Source organism: Aeromonas sp. L_1B5_3, from assembly GCF_963866575.1.
Classification (GTDB): Bacteria; Pseudomonadota; Gammaproteobacteria; order Enterobacterales; family Aeromonadaceae; genus Aeromonas; species Aeromonas jandaei.
This window is the reverse complement of sequence record NZ_CAWMDN010000114.1, coordinates 55,277-71,328: the sequence shown is the minus strand read 5'-3', so window position 1 is coordinate 71,328 and position 16,052 is coordinate 55,277. Positions and strand designations below refer to the sequence as shown.

The following is a 16,052-nucleotide window of genomic DNA, read 5'->3' as shown; positions in this document are numbered from 1 at the left end:
CTCTTGCACAATCAGACGTTCAGACGTTGCTGCATCTGTCTGTTACCAACGATCGGGCCTCGCGTTTTTATCGTGCCACTACCACGGCAACGATCCGCTTTCCGCGCGCTGTTTCTCTGACGCAACAATGACCAATTTCAACTCGATTTATTTGCAACAATCTTCGTCTACCGAGCTTAAGCCAGCATGCTGCTATCACCGCTAAAAAGCGCCGTCATGATGGCCGTCTCGCGACTGGCGATGGTTTCAAGAAACTCGTTGGCACGCCCCATGTGATGGCACACCTGATAACCCCGCTCGACAAAGGAGAAGAGCTCGCCAAGCCCCGTCAAATGGGCCGGGCCCGAGACCAGCTTGAGGGTTGCCCCCAGCAGCGGCTTTCTCGCCAGCCGATCCAGCGTCATGCCAAGCTGGCTCACCAGCGTAATCTGATGCTCCCGACGCGCCTGCTCACCTACGGCACGATAGGCGATGGTGTAGCGTTCGGCGGTAATGGGATTGAGCCCGCCAATGCGGCGCAGCGCCACCACCATCAGGTAATCGAGCTCTTCGGAGAGGGCGTCGAGCTCAATCGCCTGCGCCAGCACCTTGTGGCCGGACTCCGGCAACAGCCGCTCGGCGGTTGGCATCACCCGCATCACGTCGGCATCGCGGCGAGCACTGTCACCCGGCCCGTAGAGATCGGTCAGAAAGAAGCGGGCGGCCGGGCCATAACGGTCGCTCTCCAGCAAATCCCTGTGGGTGCGCCCCAGCCGGTCGGCCTGCCACTGACGCAAGCAGTCCCGATCCTGCATATCTTGCGGATGGCTGCGCATCTGCTCGCGCAAAGCCGCCACCCGATTGAGCTGGCGATAGAGCTGGCCAAGGGTGCTCTCGTCATCGGGGGAGTGGGATTGATGGGTCATCGACAGCTCTCTGATTGTGTGTAACAGGACGGAGTTATAGATTCGAAATAGACAACCGAATGAAAAACATACAGTTTTTACACCTTCTTCACTGCCAAGTGTAGCCTGAAGGCGACCGGGAATAAATCCTGCGCCACGCCAGCCCTTGCCATGACGGCAGACACTGTTAAGTGAGTCCCATTTATGTAAATGACTCTTTCACTTGTTGTGAACATGTGTTTAATATCAACAGATATGTCATTACCCTGAGTACTCATCATGTTTCTATACGATTCGCTCGCTGGCAGTCGCGGGCTCTCAACCATCCAGATCAGCCGTCAGCACCCGCTGGGGCTGGTCGGTGCCCGGGTGGTCGCAGAAGCCATTGCCCAGGACATGTGCGAAAACTATCAACTGGATTGTGAATGGGCGGATGAAGAGGAGACCGAATTGCGGTTTCGTGGCTCGGGCGTTCATGGTTCGCTCATTCTCGATGAAGATAATTTGCAGCTCGATGTTCATCTTGGCCTGATGCTGCTGCCGGTACGCAGTGTGCTGGAGCAGGAGATCCTCGATTATGTGGATAACCGATTACCCTGCCCGAAACGGGTATGAAACCAATTTCACCCGCCATTTTAAATAGCGGTGAAGAGAGTAAGACATGTATTGAACAGGCTATTTCTGCTCGACTCTCTGCTTATTGTTCGGTGAATGTTTAGCAATGCATTTTGGATATTTAATATAGCCATCACTTTTCGTACTTAATATTTCGAGTCGGCCTGACCACCTCATCTTTAATTACGTTTTCCGCTCATTGCGAGATGAAGGGAGAAGGTTTCTGGCTGTCTCGACAATTTCATTTTGCAGGGAAACAGCATGCCAACGAGTGAATTTATCTCTTGCGTTGATACCGCATGGCTACGCATGGACAGACCCAACAACCTGATGCAGATCATCGGCGTTCTGATGTTTGAAGGGCAGCTTGATGAAGAGCGTCTGCGCAACGGGTTGCGCCACACCATTTCGGTACAGCCCCGCTTCCACCAGCGAGCCGTGCTGGAGGGGGGATCCTACTGCTGGCGCCATGATCCCGACTTCGATCTCGACCAGCATCTCAAACGGGTGATCCTGCCCGGCAAGGCGGGCAAAATTGAGCTGGAGAAGCTGGTGGCCGATCTCGCTTCGACCCCGCTCAACCACCAGCGTCCCCTGTGGGACATGCACCTGACCGACACCTCGCTGGGCGGTCAGGCGCTGGTGGTGCGCATCCACCACGCCATGGGGGATGGCTTCTCGCTGGTGCGGGCCATGCTCACCATGATGGACAACTCCCCGCAGCCGGTCACCCCCATCCGTCCCAAGGCGGCGCCGGAGCCCACCGATGAGGAGGACGATGACGACACGCCCCACGGCAGCAGGCTGGTCAAGGCGGGCCTCAAGCTGACCGGCACCCTCTGGTCCAAATATGTCGAGGTGCTGACCCATCCCACCAAGGCGGTGGATTACCTCAAAGCCGGTCGCGATGTGGCCAGCGAGTTGTGCAACATTGCGACGCTGGGCGATGATTCACCCTCCCGCCTCAAGGGCAAGACGGGCAGCAGCAAACGGGTTGCCTGGTCGGAACAGATCCCGCTGCCAGACATCAAGGCGGTGGGCAAGGTGCTGGGCTGCTCGGTCAACGACCTGCTGATCGCCGCCACCGCCGGCGCGTTCCGCCACTACCTGGAAGAGAAGGGGGACGATGTCGACAACATCGAAATTCGCGCTCTGGTGCCGGTTAATATGCGATCCCCAGACGATGACGGTGCCCTTGGCAACCGTTTCGGGCTGGTGGCCCTCGATCTGCCGCTCGATATCGCCCATCCGCTGCAACGCCTCTATGCGGTACGGGATCGGATGCAGGCGCTGCGCAGCTCGCTGCAGCCGGTTGTGGTGCTCAATCTGCTCCATGGTCTTGGCATGGCGCCCAAGGCGGTACAACAGCAGGCGGTCGATCTGCTGGCGGCCAAAGCCAGCGCGGTGATCACCAATGTGCCGGGGCCGCAGCAGACCCTCTATCTGGCCGGTGCGCGCCTGCGCCAGCCGCTGTTCTGGGTACCGCAGGCCGGGGATATCGGCGTCGGCGTCTCCATCCTCTCCTACGATCACGGTGTGCAGCTGGGGCTTATCACCGACAAGAAGCTGGTACCTGATCCTGATAAGGTTGTCGACCGCTTCGCGGTGGAGTTTGAACAGCTACTGCTGCTGGTGTTGCTGGAGCCGGAGCTACTGTTCGACCCGAACGGTCTTGATGCCCTGCTGGGCTGATCCGGTACGTAAAACCCCGATAAAAAGAGGCCAACCCGCGGGTTGGCCTCTTTGTTATCTGTTGCCTGACGCTGCTGCGTAAAGCCGGGGGGATTAATCCTCCAGCTCTTCGCGCGCCGCCTCCACATCGAGGCGCTCCATCGCATCCATCGGCTCACACTCGGCCGCTTCGGCATAGAGGGCTTCGGCCGCTTTCAGGCGGCTCTTGCCGTGCAGCATCACCTGGGCATTGGCATACTCCATCCGCGCGATGGCGGAGTCGGGGATCAGTGCCAGCGCCTCCTTGAAGTGACGCTCGGACTCCTCCTTCTTGGCGCCATAGGTGAGGCCGCCGATCATGGCGCCCAGCTTGTCGACGATCTCGGCATGCCATGCGCCAAAGGCGATATGGGCTTCGGCGTGGTCGGGTTCGATCTCCAGTGCCTTCTCCAGGCTTGCCTTGATCTTGTCACCAATACCCTGAGAGAGGGCTTTGGAGATGGAGATCACCTGGCTGTAACGGCCAAGGGCCAGAGCGTGGAAGTACCAGGCGTTGGCATTGTCCGGCTGGCGTTTTTGCAGCTTCTCGGCATGGCTGGCAGCCCGCTCGAAAGCGGCACGCTTGGCATATTTGTCCTCCAGCAGGTAGCTGGCGTGGATCACCAGCGCCTTGTTCGCCACATTGAGACCCGCCTCACCGGCCGCTTCGCCAAGGGCGACAGCCTGGGCAAAATCCCCTGCGTGATAGGCCCGCCAGGCATCCTGTACCTGCTCGTCTTCCGGCCATGGCTCGGCATCCCCCTGATGGAGGCGTTCCCAGTTATCGGCCAGCTTCTGGCCAGCATAGTCATAGGCCGCATCCGCGTAGGGGAAGGGGACAAATTCGAGTTGTGAGGTGGTCATGCTTGTTCTCCCTGTAGCATTTGAGTCAAACCTTTTCGGTGTATTGGTGGGCGAGAGCGCCCAGATGAACACGGGCATCGTCCCGCAGGTAGGGGGCGACCAGCTGCATCACCTGAAAGACGCCCAGTGCAATATCGGCGTCGCTCCGGGGGTGCAGTGCCCGCTGGTACGAGATCCAGAATGTGCCCACCAGCGCCACGTTGGCAGCCAGTGAACGCAGCTGTTGGGGGCTTCCCTCCATCAGGCCGACCGTCTGCAGGTGAGTGCAGATGGTGATGGCTGTCTGCTCCTTGCGGCGCAGCAGGGCGGAGAAGCGCTGCTCGACCCGATGGTAGCCATTCATCAGGGTGGAGATATCGTAGTAGAAGAAACGGTATTTCCAGATGGCTTCAAACATCAGGTGGAGGAAGAGCCAGATATCCTCAGGCTCATCGGACGGGGCGCTGACCGCATCGAGCAAGCGCTCCATCTCCTGCTCGAACTCGTCGAACAGGGCATTGACGATCTCCTCCTTGTTGTGGAAGTGGTAGTAGAGATTCCCCTGGCTTATCTCCATCTCGGCCGCAATGGCCGAGGTGGTAACGCTGGGTTCGCCCAGCAGATTGAAGCGGGCGAGGGCAGTGGTCAGGATCCGTTCCCGGGTACGGCGTTTGGGCTTGCGATCCATGCTACTCCTTCACGTGTGGACGACGTACGCCACGGCGATAACGCTTGGCGAGCCAGTGTTGCAGCTGTTCCAGCGACTTGTCGAGGGCCGCGACCGAGCCGCTGCTGGGGGCCAACAGGGTGCGGTCGGGGTCGGCGAGCGCCTTCAGATTGAGCTCGAAGCCATGCTTGGCCAAAATGGGTGCCAGCTCGTGGCGACGCTGCCAGAGATCACGACGGGTGTGCTGGAAGGCGTGTTCGCACAGGCGGCGACGATCCCGATAGCTGAACACATTGGTAAAAAACATCTCGCCATCGGCGGGGGATGGTTCAAACAGCAGTGCGTCGGCGTTGGGGTATTGATGGCGATAGCGATCCATCCCCACATGCATCCGCGAGTGGATGATGGCGCGGAAGGTCTGGGCCAGCACCACAGGCAAACCGCTATCCACCAGATTGGTGGGCTCTCCGGGCGCCATTCCGGCATCGAAGGGCACCAGCGGATTGATGCAGAAGACCAGATCTGCCCCCTCCTGCAGCGCCACCGAGGCATGCAGGGTCTTGATCAGGGCGCCATCGACATAGTAACGGCCATTGATCAAGGAGGGAGGAAAGAGGCCGGGCAGGGCCGCAGAGGCCTGCACGGCCGCCGAAATGGGCACATCGTCGAGCCCCGGCCCGCCAAAGGCGACCGGATGGCCGGTATCCAGCTCGGTCGCCACCACGAACAGACGGCGGTTTAGCTGGCGAAAATCGTTGCTGCGACCGGGACGGGAGAAGAACTGGGTCAGGATGCGATCCACCCCGCGATTGTCGAACAGCCCGGTCGGGATCGCCCTGGAGAGGCCCTGCAGCGATTCAAACAGGCTGCGTTTCCAGGGGGCAGCCAGATAGCGCATCAGGCACTCCAGCGCCAGAGGCGGGATGGAGCCGAGTCGCAAAGCGTATTCACGAAAGGCGGGACGCAGCAATGTGGCGGGATCAAACATCTCGCCGGAGTCGTCGCTGAGCAGTATGCGCACCAGCTTTTCTGCCGAGATGCCGTTGGCCAGCGCCGATGCCACCACGGCGCCCGAGCTGACGCCGACATAAATATCGGCATGTTCAAGGCGCAGGCCGTTGATGCTGTCGGAGAGGGCGGCGCAGGCACCGATCTCGTAGATGCCACCGAGTGGCCCGCCACCGGCAAGGGCGATTGCTACCGTACTCATAGAGCCTCCTCCCTATCCATAGAAAACCGGCCCAGCGCTGGGCATGGGCCGGTGATGCTCACTCTTTGCCATCGAGACGGATTACGGCAGAACGCTCTCGGCCTTGGCCTTCACCTCTTTGACAGCATCTTCTGCAGCGGAGAGGAGGTCAGCAGCCTGCTCAACCACAGCCTCTTTAGCCTTGGCGACCGGCGCCTTCTTTACCGGAGCTTTCTTGACCGGCGCTTTCTTCGGGGCTGCCGGTTTGGCTTCAGCGGCCGGAGCCTCTTCGTCCTGAGCATCCAGCAGTTGTTGCACTACTTCGGTCAGCTCGGCCATGCGCTTGGAGAGCTTGTCGATGTCCTTGCGAGTCGGGATACCCAGACTGGCTACGGCGCGGGCAACGCGATCTTCGAACACCTGCTCCAGACGGCCCCAGGTACCGGCAGTCTTATCGGCTACCGCAGCAATCTTCTCGTCAGCACTTTGACGGGTTTTGGCTTGCAGCGCTTCACCTTCCTGCACCAGCGCTTCAAAAATCTTGCCGCCCTCTTCCTGCGCCTTGGCATAGGCGCCCAAGCCGGCCAACCAGATCTGCTGGGTGGACTCTTTGATGGTGGAGGTGAGTTGGTTGTCGGTCACCGAACCTGCCAGCGCTTTAAGTTTTTTAGCCATGATCTTCTCCTTGAATAACGACAGATAAATGTAATGGCGACAACGAAACTGCAATCGGGTTGTGGCATTACTGATTTTTCAACTTCAGTCTAGGGACAAAAAATAGAGGGTTCTACCTAATAACGGAACAGGCACACCACCGAAATTAGGGTTTGCTCACGAACCGACAATCAAATTGCGGATTTCCATATGAATCGTGATATATCTAACAACCTAGTAACACCCTAATCAGTAGCAGGATTCTCTTTATGAACTATTTCATTACCGGCGGTAGTGGTTTTATCGGGCGTCGATTGATCAAAAAGTTATTCCAACAGCATCCCGACTGTACCGTCTATTTTCTGATGCGCTCTTCTCATCAGGAAAAATTGCCAGAGCTGTTCTCATTCTGGAATGTGGATGAATCGCGCGCGGTCCCGGTGTTTGGCGACATGACGCAACCGCTGCTGGGGGTATCGGTCGAGATGCAGGAGCAGTTGATCGGCAAGATCGACCACTTCTTCCATCTGGCTGCCATCTATGATCTCAACGCCAAGGCGGGGATCCAGCAGCAGGTCAACACCGAAGGAACCCGTCAGTCCGTGCAGCTGGCCGAACGACTCGCGGCCCGCCAGTTCCACCACTGCAGCTCTATTGCTGCCGCCGGTCTCTTTGATGGTCTGTTTCGCGAGGATATGTTCGATGAGGCCGAGCACCTCGACATGCCTTATTTCCAGACCAAGCACGAAGCGGAAGGGATTGTGCGCAACGAGTGCACCATTGCGTGGAGGGTCTACCGCCCGGGCATCGTTGTCGGTGACTCCAATACCGGCGAGATGGACAAGATCGACGGCCCTTACTACTTCTTCAAGACCATCCAGAAGCTGCGCCGTCTGTTGCCGCCCTGGATGCCGGCCATCGGGGTTGAGGGCGGGCGCATCAACATAGTGCCGGTCAACTTTGTGGTCGATGCCATGGTGCATATCGCCCATCAGGAGGGAGAGGAGAACAAAACCTTCCATCTGACCGACCCCAACCCGATGCGGGTTGGCGATATGCTGAGCACCTTCTCCCGCGCAGCCCATGCGCCGGAGCCTGCGATCCGCATCAACGCCTCTCTCTTTAATTTCATTCCCCGCCACCTGACCGCCATGCTGATGACCATGGCGCCGGTGCGCCGCATCCGCGATGCCGCCATCGCCGATCTGGGTCTGCCCAAGGATGTGTTCCGCCTTATCAGTTATCCCACCCGTTTCGACAGTCGCGAAACCCAGCGGGTACTGAAAGGGACCGGTATCGAAGTGCCGCCGCTGCACAGCTACGCCTGGCGGCTGTGGGACTACTGGGAGCGCCACCTCGACCCCGAACTCTTCATCGATCGCTCCCTCCGTGGTCGGGTAGAGGGCAAGGTGGTGCTGGTGACCGGGGCCACCTCCGGCATTGGCCGTGCAACCGCACGCAAGCTGGCGGGGGCGGGGGCCAACGTCGTTACCATCGCCCGCGACGAGCAGAAGATTGCCGAGACTAAGGCCGAGTTTGCCGAGCTGGGGCTGACCATCGAGATCTATCAGGGGGATCTCTCCAATCTGGCGCAGGCCGAGGAGATCACCGCTCGCATCGTGGCCGATCACGGCGGCGTCGATATTCTGGTCAACAATGCCGGCCGCTCCATCCGCCGCTCCATCGAGGACTCCTTCGATCGCTTCCACGATCTGGAGCGCACCATGCAGCTCAACTACTTCGGTGCACTCAAGGTGATCATGGGGGTGCTGCCCACCATGATCGAGAAGAAAAAAGGGCACATCATCAACATCTCCTCCATCGGGGTGTTGACCAATGCGCCGCGCTTCTCCGCCTATGTTGCCTCCAAATCTGCCCTCGATGCCTGGGTGCGTACCGCCGCCTCCGAGTTTGCCGATAAAGGGGTGAGCTTCTCCATCATCAATATGCCGCTGGTGAAAACGCCGATGGTCGCACCGACCAAGGTCTATGAGCAGGTACCGATGATGACGCCGGAAGAGGCGGCCGATCTGGTATGCGATACCATCATCAACAAGCACGTTCGTCTGGCCACTCGCCTCGGGGTATTTGGTCAGGTGGTTCATGCTCTGGCTCCGCGTGTCGCTCAGGTCATCATGAACACCAGCTTCCACACCTTTGCCGATCCCAAGGATGGCGACAAGTCCAAGGCCACCGCCGATCAGGTTGCCGTCTCCACCTTTATCAAGGGGATCCACTTCTAAGCCAGCGCAGCTGAAAGGAAGATAAAAACAGAGCGGGCCCGAACATTCGGGCCCGCTCTTTTAGTTTGAAATGATTGTTTATGGCTTAATTGCGAGCCAGCAGAGTGAGCAGCAGCGCCGTGGTACGGCGCGAGTAGAGCAAGGTGAGGTGGCCAATGCCAGCCAGCTCGATATCTTCCATGCCAGCCAGACGCTGGCGCTCCTGCGGCATCACTACGTTATCGTGGCTGGTACGCACCGAGATCCCGGGAACGCAGAGAGGCACAGAGGCAAAGCGCTGCAACCAGCCGGAGCCCGGCTCCATCTCCCGCGCATTGGCACCCACCCCCAACATCGCCAGCTGGCTGCCCTGATGGGGCGTTGCCAGCGTGATAAGGCTTGCCACCTTGTCGCCGCCATGGACCGCCAGATAGTCGCGGCAGACCAATCCCCCCATGCTGTGGCCGATCAGCACCAGCTGGTTGGCACCGGTTGCCGCGAGCACATCGTCAACTCGCTTGGCCAGCAGCGGCACCATCTCGTCGATATGACCAAATGGCGGCGTCAGGGTAATGGTGGCCACCACATGACCCGCAGCTTCCAGCCGGGCGCGCTGGGTACGCCAGATGCCGCGGCTGCAACCATAGCCATGCACCAGCAGTACCGGCCGTCTGCCGGGAGGCAGCCTGTCTGGCGCCATCAGCAGCGGCTCGAAGGGGAGCAACCAGGTAAAGGTGTAGAGATAGGCGAGCATCTCGCGCGCCATCATCTTCACTCTCGCCGGCATGCCGATGGCCGGGGAGGGGTAAAAGCGGGTAAATAGCCAGCTACCGAGTACCACCAGGCAACGCAGGGTGAGCAGAGCCAGGATCACGAACAGCAGAGTGACCAGCCATGAAAAATCCAGTACCAGATGGGCGATGCTCCCAATGAGCAGCACCTCAACCATCAGCAGAATAAACAGGTGTCGTACGATCGTCATGACCCCATGATCCGGCGACATAGCCATAGAAGTCAAATGACGCTTTTCTACCCTGCAGGCCCCGTCACGCTTGCCCCGACATAGCCCTTCCTGATTACCGTGTCAGGATATTTGCAATACTGTATATCCATACATATACTTGTTTCATCATCACCAGGAGGAGGCCATCATGGCTGTTGAAATCAAATATGTTGTGGTTCGTGGGGGAGTGGAAAAAATGACTTTTGCCAGCAAGAAAGAGGCGGACGCCTATGACAAACTGCTGGATACCGCCGATGAGCTGATGGCACTACTTGCCGGCGCCCCTGTCGAGATGACCCCGGAGCAGCAGGAGAGTCTGGCTTTTTACCTCGCCGAGCAGCGTGATCAGCTGCAAAACCTGCTGCGTGGTGGCAAGGTTGCGGCAACTGGCAACAAGGAGGAAGAGCCCGCAGCCAAGCGCAAGGAGAAGGTGCTCAAACAGGTGGCATAAGCAGTTTTTTGGTGGCCTATCGGGGTAACGGCTTGAACATCATTCACTTAAATTGCATTTATCACCATTTTCCAGGCTATTTACCCCGAGGATTTTTTAACAAAGGTGCATATTGATTGCATAAGGTAATTCAATGCCAGATTTCTGTTTCTGGCTGGTAACCAGCCAATCACACCTTTGACAAACCGGGCCAGGCCCTGTCTTTCGGTCGATACCACCGGCCATTTCTCTTCTTTTTTAACCAAGCAAGACCATGACTCATCAACCCATTCCCTTGCCACCGGCCATGCCGCTCTTTGACAATCTCACCTATCTGGAAGAGGGCAATGCTCAGGTTAACCACTACCTCGCCAATCTCAGCCTCAACACAGTGCCTGATGCAGGTCTGGTTTATGAGCTGGCGGTCGACTGGCTGCTTGAACAGCGCCATAGCGAGAACAACTACAAGACCTACCGCAGCGAGTTGACCACCTTTTTGCACTGGTGCTTTTGCGAAGTTGCCATCAGTCCAAAGGCGCTGACCCGGCGCATCATGATGCGCTACCTCGACTACTGCCAATCACCACCGGAGGTGCTCATCGCCTATCGCAACGTCGCCCAGTTCGTGCAGGACAAAGAGTGGGGAGAGCGGTTGCCCAATCCCCAGTGGCGTCCATTTCTTGGTAAAAAGGAGCTGGGCCAGCCACTGCCATACCGCTTGAGCGAGCCGGCGATGAAGACCAAGCTCGCTATCCTGTCAGCCTTCTTCCAGTTCCTCATTCAGGAGGAGTACATGGATAGAAACCCGGCACTGTTACTGCAACGGGTGAAAAAGCCCCTTGCACAGGAGGCTGACGATCAGGTGCAAGCCTTCAGCGAACTGCAATGGTCCTACGTGCTGCAGGCCGCCGAAACACTGGCACAAGATAATCCGGAGCAACATGAGCGCAGCCGGTTTCTCGTCATCCTGATGTATGCCTGTTATCTGCGGATCTCGGAAGTGGCGGCCAGGCCCGGCTTTACTCCCGTGATGGGGCAGTTTCGTCGCGACAGCAAAACCGGCGTCTGGGGTTACTACATACCGAGCAGCAAGGGGGGAAAACGCCGTACCGTCGCCGTCTCACAGGCACTGCTCCACGCCCTCGAACGCTACCGTGCATTTCTGGGACTCTCGCCCTTGCCGGCACCCAACGAGCAGACCCCGATCTTTATCCGTCATAAAGCGGCCGCCCACGGTCGGGAGCAGGGAGAACTGAATGCCAATCTGGGGATCCGTCAGCTGCGCGAACTGGTACAGGCAGTGATAACCAAGGGGGCCGAGCTGGCCGAGCTGGACGGCTTTTATCAGGATGGTGCCGAAATGCGGCAACTGACCCCCCATGCCATTCGCCATACCGGGATCACCCATGACATCAACCTCAACGGTCGACCACTTTCCCACGTACAAGCCGATGCGGGCCACGACAGCATCGACACCACCTCCAAATACCTGCACACCAGCCAGAGCGAACGTCATGAGAGCGCCCAGCAAAAGCCGCTCGACAGGTTGCGATAAAGCCCCAGACGAATGAGAGATAACAAGAGGTAAAAATCGGAGATAGGACTACCAAGGTGCCGTAATTTTTACGGCATATTCCTGTCAATCGGCGCGAGCGCAATGGTTGCCCACAGTGAAAAGGGGAGCCCAATACACATATTGCTCAAGCGTTTTAATAGTGAACGCTTGTCTCAAAATACGGCATTTGTGGTTTCAGAATATCGACCGAGGGGAGGGGGTATATCTGATCATTGGGATGACAACTTCAACCAGGAAAAGGCACCGCCTGACTTTCTGGTTGAGCGAGAAGATGTTGTGGGCGAGGGGGCTTTGGCGGATCAGTTAGCCAAATTGGCCGACCTCTACATTGCCAAACTGCAGGGGAACCGGATGGCCGGTCTTGCTGACTTGGGTGAAGATCTTCTTAAGCTGGCCGAGACCGGCATTCATGACGGCTCATCGTCATGTGCTGGACTGATGAAGGAGTTGTGCCGCAGAACCGGCTGAATAGAGGCTTGTTATCTCTCACAGTGATGCCGATAAATGGGGTTATCGGCATCGACCGTCAAGAATGAGGCTGCAATCATGAGCAGTCTTTAACCATTCATTTTACGTCCCAGCTCAGCCATCTTGGCCTTGGCTCTTTCTTTCTCTGCCGCAACTTGCTCATTGACCTCGTCCTTTGAGTAGAGGGCATCATCCGGATATACCGTTTGTGTTTCTTTGTTATCAGTAAACCAAGCACACACACAATGCCCATCGTAGTTACGACCAGTAACCGTCATCATCGGGCCGCCACTTTTTAAACGAACAATGTCACCAACAACGAATCTAGACATAAGACTTTCCATCCAAAGAAAAAGAGCGGAGTGCTCTATGTCTCATATGGAGGCGTCAGTTCAGATTTCAATCCCTTATTGATTGCATTTCAATTATTTAAGTTCTGGCACTGTGCGAGCAGCTCTTCGAGCGTATAGTTTGGCAGTGCATCACTGCGCAATTTAGCGCGGGCACGTTCCACATCTTCAAACGCCGCAGTCAGCAGCGCCGGATCGCCATCTTCAAGAGCTGCCTGCAGATAGGAAACCATATCGGCCTCAGTGGCCAAGCAGTCAGCCGCATCAAAACGGCTCCATTGCTCAGGTTTCTTCATTCTGTCCTCCTGCACCCGTCATTGCGCATAATGCGACGTTTTGTTAAATCCCCATCTGAAACCTGCCGATAAGCCAACCCACGCAATTTTGCTGGTTTATCAGGTATTTACTTGGATGGAACGAGAGTTGACCAAAAACTTCATTTTTCGTTGGTTTGAGTGCGGTTTATCAATTGAAGAGACGGCCAATCTTTGTTTTGTTTCTGTGAGGCAGGTCACATATTGGGATAAGGGCAAAGAGATCCCACCTGCTTATAAACGGCTTATGCGTATGGCTTCGGGTAGGGAGTTGCCTACTATCTGGAAGGAATGGGAAGGCTGGCGGATGAAGAATGATTGCCTTGTATCACCAACAGGAGTCACTTACGACAGGCGAAGGCTGGAGGCGATAGCTATCATCCAAGCGGAGAGATCCGAACGGCAGATGGCTGCCTTCTACTGGAGAAAAAAATTAGGCGTTAACTAAACAGGGAAGGGGGCAAAAGCCCCCTTTCTTAACTGGTATGACAGGCTTCGCAGCAGTAATAGCAACCATCAGCCTTAGGATATAGTTCCTTTGCTGCTGCCACAGCTGAAGAGCAGTCATCGTGCCAGCCGAGACTAGCTAGGTTAGCGGCAGGATCACTAACTTTGTTCAGCTGGGTACAGCTGGCAACATGCACTTCATGATCCCCGTTGTTCTGGGGATTTTTGTTCACATAGTAGAAAAGTAGCACTAAGACCTCCTTATCATCAAAGAAGTCAACAGTATACCTTGGATGTGTTGCTAGTAGAATTCCCCCCGTATTACTATACGGGGGGCCACAGTTACACTCATGAGCTATATATGGAAATTTATTATAAATACACAAAATACTTTGGGTTGGAATCAATTAAAAATCTTTATTTGAGACTATCTACACCAGCGACATTAAATGACCCATTTGAGGCACAGCTTAATGGTTCAGTTAAAAACAATATACTAGAGTCTTTGGAAAAAGACCTTATTTCAAGACCGACGTTCAATTCTAATTTGGATTTAGTGAGAAGGATCGCATCAAACAGCACAACTCATCATATCAATCAGTTTGGTATAGTGGCCTTAAGTGAAACGCCAAGAAATTTGTTAATGTGGGCCCATTATGCAAATGAGCATAAAGGTTTATGCATAGGATTGAAACCAGATTTATTCAAAAAAGAAGCCAATATCAACACAACCATAGAAAGTTATACTCCTATCAAGGTTAACTATGACTCACATCGCCCAGCCGTAACTAGTAACTGGATAATGAATGGCTACGCGGCAAGAGACCACTATATAAGACAACAGCTAATAACAAAGAGTAACGATTGGATGTACGAGAAAGAACACAGATGCATAATAGCTACAAGAACGGCTGACCGATTTAAACTACTCAATGGATACGCTGATATGAGCGACATTAATGAATTGATAGAGCACTATGAGCTTGTAGAGGTTGATGATTTGACTTATGAAGGCAATAGCGAAGGCATGATGGATCTTTCCGTAATATACTCAAATAACAAAGATGGTGTTTTCCTTAAAAAAGTAGATACATCAAAAATTGACTCAATATACATTGGCTGTAAGTTTGATACAAATCAAAAAAATGAATTAATTCAAGAAGTAAAAAATAGCGAGAGCAAATTAAGTCACGTGAAAATATATGAATGCATGTTGAGCAAAAGCCATTTTGAATTACAAATAGAACTATTGCACTCACCATCCATGTAGATGTCAAACTGTAATCAATATTTCCTTTCATTGCTTGCCAGCAAACCTCTCAATATAGGACTACCAGACCACGGCGCTATTGAGTGATGGGGCTGGGAAGGGGGTGATCCAGTCTCTTGGGTAGATGGGCGGCTTTATGCCGCCTATCAAGCTCTATCGAACCTTGCTATAGATTAGCAATATAAGACTGACACATACCAAGAAGCCCCACATCGCAGCGCTGTAAACTGTATTGGTCGCATCCATAACGCTTTCCAATATTGCTCGGTGCTGCTCTAAGGTAATTGGCCCAGAAAGTAAAACACTCTCTTTCTCTGATATATGACCAAATGGTAAAGAAGCCAGACCGAGCCAGACATAATAGCCAAGGCCAACAATTACAATAGAAGACCATCGTATGATGGTTTTAACTTTACTTGATAGCATCAGATACCCCACCTAATACGCCACCAACTGAACCACCTGAATAAGGTGATAGCTTACCTATAGCTGATGCAACCTCAGCCAAGGTACTCAGGAAAGAATCATCATGTGCAGGAGCAACCTTGGTAGTATTCGGATATTGCTTTCTAAACTCAGCAGTCACCTCTACTACCTGCATAGATTTTTCTGAACTTTTCTTAATTAAATAACGCTGCAAAGATACGGGAACAGCAAAATCCTCTTCCGAATCAATCCGCATTTGAGAATTCGTTGTGTATCCTCCTTTAAAAACAGAGGAGCCTGCCATTTTAATACCATCAGTGGTGTGTGTTGTGCAGTTTTTTCCTGTCACATCATATCTATCGATGGTGTGGCCATTTTTCTTTGTCATTGCGCCCATATCAGGAGTGGGGGCAGCAGGTACACCATTAGACCAAAGGCGCTCAAAATATTTTCTGGCAATGGCAGGGTCAGCATCAGTGATCATAAATACTCTGGCTGATTTGCTATAAAGTTCATCACGGTAATATTCTCTGGCATCTTCATACTTGAAGAAATTCAGGATGCCATCGCCAACAGCCCCGCGAGGGTTCCCTACGCGACCAAAACGGCCATAGGTGTAGACGAACGGGCTATTGCTTTCATGAACTGAAACAAAAGCATGTCCGGCACCTTTAATTTCCGTCCAGACAAATACGCCATTTTCTATCGGATTGAACGGTTTCTTACACTCGTTCTCCGATTCAATCCATTTGCCTTCGGCTTTCTTAACCAGTTGCACGAAGCCACCGTTATCCTTTTTCGTGTACTGGATCGGCTCACCTGTGGCCAACTTCTTGTCTTGCCACAGGCCCAATCCCTTACCGTATTGCTTCATCTGAGCCGGAGTCATGTTTCCCTCACACCAAAAACTAAGCGGGCATTGTGCCATGAGCTACAGGCGAGACCAAATTTGAATGAGGTAGGGCGTGCCTGATTATCATGACG

The 16,052-nt window shown here is 54.7% G+C and carries 17 protein-coding genes; 8 read left to right on the top strand and 9 right to left on the bottom strand.

Features of this window, described 5'->3' with window-relative positions:
- Positions 1-176: 176 nt before the first annotated feature.
- Entirely contained in the window at positions 177-905 is a 729-nt protein-coding gene (locus AACR93_RS11140) for an FFLEELY motif protein (RefSeq protein WP_043850812.1), read from the bottom strand.
- Positions 906-1,163: 258 nt separating this feature from the next.
- Between AACR93_RS11140 and AACR93_RS11135 the strand changes: the two genes are divergently transcribed.
- The gene (locus AACR93_RS11135; RefSeq protein ID WP_043850811.1) at positions 1,164-1,499 is read left to right on the top strand and encodes a polyhydroxyalkanoic acid system family protein; all 336 of its coding nucleotides are present in this window, start codon (positions 1,164-1,166) and stop codon (positions 1,497-1,499) included.
- A 261-nt stretch (positions 1,500-1,760) separates the two neighbouring features.
- Positions 1,761-3,191 (top strand): wax ester/triacylglycerol synthase family O-acyltransferase, encoded by a 1,431-nt coding sequence (locus tag AACR93_RS11130; protein WP_043850810.1) that lies wholly within the window; start codon positions 1,761-1,763, stop codon positions 3,189-3,191.
- A 93-nt stretch (positions 3,192-3,284) separates the two neighbouring features.
- Here AACR93_RS11130 and AACR93_RS11125 read toward each other — a convergent pair whose 3' ends face one another.
- The 4 genes from AACR93_RS11125 to AACR93_RS11110 all read right to left on the bottom strand — a co-directional run bounded on the left by AACR93_RS11125 (position 3,285) and on the right by AACR93_RS11110 (position 6,583).
- Positions 3,285-4,073: a hypothetical protein gene (locus tag AACR93_RS11125; protein ID WP_042030969.1), complete on the bottom strand. Its 789-nt coding sequence runs from the start codon at positions 4,071-4,073 to the stop codon at positions 3,285-3,287.
- Between the two features lie 25 nt (positions 4,074-4,098).
- Complete coding sequence (locus tag AACR93_RS11120) at positions 4,099-4,740, bottom strand: TetR/AcrR family transcriptional regulator (RefSeq protein ID WP_041207755.1); 642 nt, start codon at positions 4,738-4,740, stop codon at positions 4,099-4,101.
- Between the two features lies 1 nt (position 4,741).
- Positions 4,742-5,929 (bottom strand): patatin-like phospholipase family protein, encoded by a 1,188-nt coding sequence (locus AACR93_RS11115; RefSeq protein ID WP_043850809.1) that lies wholly within the window; start codon positions 5,927-5,929, stop codon positions 4,742-4,744.
- Between the two features lie 81 nt (positions 5,930-6,010).
- On the bottom strand, positions 6,011-6,583 hold the full coding sequence (locus tag AACR93_RS11110; RefSeq protein WP_042030972.1) for a phasin family protein: 573 nt from the start codon (positions 6,581-6,583) through the stop codon (positions 6,011-6,013).
- Between the two features lie 248 nt (positions 6,584-6,831).
- On the opposite strand from AACR93_RS11110, the gene AACR93_RS11105 reads away from it, so the two are divergent.
- Entirely contained in the window at positions 6,832-8,805 is a 1,974-nt protein-coding gene (locus AACR93_RS11105) for an SDR family oxidoreductase (RefSeq protein ID WP_043850808.1), read from the top strand.
- Positions 8,806-8,890: 85 nt separating this feature from the next.
- On the opposite strand, the gene AACR93_RS11100 is transcribed toward AACR93_RS11105, so the two are convergent.
- Entirely contained in the window at positions 8,891-9,766 is an 876-nt protein-coding gene (locus AACR93_RS11100; protein WP_043850807.1) for an esterase/lipase family protein, read from the bottom strand.
- 169 nt (positions 9,767-9,935) lie between these two features.
- Between AACR93_RS11100 and AACR93_RS11095 the strand changes: the two genes are divergently transcribed.
- From AACR93_RS11095 to AACR93_RS11085, 3 genes are all read left to right on the top strand, one after another.
- Positions 9,936-10,238, top strand: coding sequence for a YebG family protein (locus AACR93_RS11095; protein ID WP_043850931.1), 303 nt, complete (start codon positions 9,936-9,938; stop codon positions 10,236-10,238).
- A gap of 286 nt (positions 10,239-10,524) precedes the next feature.
- Entirely contained in the window at positions 10,525-11,772 is a 1,248-nt protein-coding gene (locus AACR93_RS11090; protein WP_442853471.1) for a tyrosine-type recombinase/integrase, read from the top strand.
- 102 nt (positions 11,773-11,874) lie between these two features.
- On the top strand, positions 11,875-12,261 hold the full coding sequence (locus AACR93_RS11085) for a hypothetical protein (RefSeq protein ID WP_156152944.1): 387 nt from the start codon (positions 11,875-11,877) through the stop codon (positions 12,259-12,261).
- Positions 12,262-12,350: 89 nt separating this feature from the next.
- On the opposite strand, the gene AACR93_RS11080 is transcribed toward AACR93_RS11085, so the two are convergent.
- A complete protein-coding gene (locus AACR93_RS11080) occupies positions 12,351-12,593 on the bottom strand; it encodes a YodC family protein (protein WP_043850805.1) in 243 nt (80 codons plus the stop codon).
- Positions 12,594-12,682: 89 nt separating this feature from the next.
- Positions 12,683-12,907: a helix-turn-helix domain-containing transcriptional regulator gene (locus AACR93_RS11075; RefSeq protein ID WP_043850804.1), complete on the bottom strand. Its 225-nt coding sequence runs from the start codon at positions 12,905-12,907 to the stop codon at positions 12,683-12,685.
- A gap of 115 nt (positions 12,908-13,022) precedes the next feature.
- Between AACR93_RS11075 and AACR93_RS11070 the strand changes: the two genes are divergently transcribed.
- On the top strand, positions 13,023-13,373 hold the full coding sequence (locus AACR93_RS11070) for a DUF3653 domain-containing protein (protein WP_043850803.1): 351 nt from the start codon (positions 13,023-13,025) through the stop codon (positions 13,371-13,373).
- Positions 13,374-13,733: 360 nt separating this feature from the next.
- Positions 13,734-14,642, top strand: a complete 909-nt coding sequence (locus AACR93_RS11065; RefSeq protein ID WP_082044098.1) for a DUF2971 domain-containing protein — start codon at positions 13,734-13,736, stop codon at positions 14,640-14,642.
- Positions 14,643-15,054: 412 nt separating this feature from the next.
- Here the strand turns inward: AACR93_RS11065 and AACR93_RS11060 are convergent, their stop codons facing one another.
- On the bottom strand, positions 15,055-15,957 hold the full coding sequence (locus tag AACR93_RS11060) for a hypothetical protein (protein WP_043850801.1): 903 nt from the start codon (positions 15,955-15,957) through the stop codon (positions 15,055-15,057).
- Positions 15,958-16,052: the final 95 nt, after the last annotated feature.

Excerpts from the sequence above, each read along its gene's own strand:
- AACR93_RS11080 (WP_043850805.1), bottom strand. The coding sequence starts at position 12,593 with ATGTCTAGATTCGTTGTTGGTGACATTGTTCGTTTAAAAAGTGGCGGC.
- AACR93_RS11135 (WP_043850811.1), top strand. The coding sequence starts at position 1,164 with ATGTTTCTATACGATTCGCTCGCTGGCAGTCGCGGGCTCTCAACCATC.
- AACR93_RS11130 (WP_043850810.1), top strand. The coding sequence starts at position 1,761 with ATGCCAACGAGTGAATTTATCTCTTGCGTTGATACCGCATGGCTACGC.
- AACR93_RS11100 (WP_043850807.1), bottom strand. The coding sequence starts at position 9,766 with ATGACGATCGTACGACACCTGTTTATTCTGCTGATGGTTGAGGTGCTG.
- AACR93_RS11105 (WP_043850808.1), top strand. The coding sequence starts at position 6,832 with ATGAACTATTTCATTACCGGCGGTAGTGGTTTTATCGGGCGTCGATTG.
- AACR93_RS11060 (WP_043850801.1), bottom strand. The coding sequence starts at position 15,957 with ATGACTCCGGCTCAGATGAAGCAATACGGTAAGGGATTGGGCCTGTGG.
- AACR93_RS11140 (WP_043850812.1), bottom strand. The coding sequence starts at position 905 with ATGACCCATCAATCCCACTCCCCCGATGACGAGAGCACCCTTGGCCAG.
- AACR93_RS11085 (WP_156152944.1), top strand. The coding sequence starts at position 11,875 with ATGGTTGCCCACAGTGAAAAGGGGAGCCCAATACACATATTGCTCAAG.
- AACR93_RS11070 (WP_043850803.1), top strand. The coding sequence starts at position 13,023 with ATGGAACGAGAGTTGACCAAAAACTTCATTTTTCGTTGGTTTGAGTGC.
- AACR93_RS11120 (WP_041207755.1), bottom strand. The coding sequence starts at position 4,740 with ATGGATCGCAAGCCCAAACGCCGTACCCGGGAACGGATCCTGACCACT.
- AACR93_RS11115 (WP_043850809.1), bottom strand. The coding sequence starts at position 5,929 with ATGAGTACGGTAGCAATCGCCCTTGCCGGTGGCGGGCCACTCGGTGGC.
- AACR93_RS11090 (WP_442853471.1), top strand. The coding sequence starts at position 10,525 with ATGCCGCTCTTTGACAATCTCACCTATCTGGAAGAGGGCAATGCTCAG.
- AACR93_RS11065 (WP_082044098.1), top strand. The coding sequence starts at position 13,734 with ATGGAAATTTATTATAAATACACAAAATACTTTGGGTTGGAATCAATT.
- AACR93_RS11110 (WP_042030972.1), bottom strand. The coding sequence starts at position 6,583 with ATGGCTAAAAAACTTAAAGCGCTGGCAGGTTCGGTGACCGACAACCAA.
- AACR93_RS11095 (WP_043850931.1), top strand. The coding sequence starts at position 9,936 with ATGGCTGTTGAAATCAAATATGTTGTGGTTCGTGGGGGAGTGGAAAAA.
- AACR93_RS11075 (WP_043850804.1), bottom strand. The coding sequence starts at position 12,907 with ATGAAGAAACCTGAGCAATGGAGCCGTTTTGATGCGGCTGACTGCTTG.
- AACR93_RS11125 (WP_042030969.1), bottom strand. The coding sequence starts at position 4,073 with ATGACCACCTCACAACTCGAATTTGTCCCCTTCCCCTACGCGGATGCG.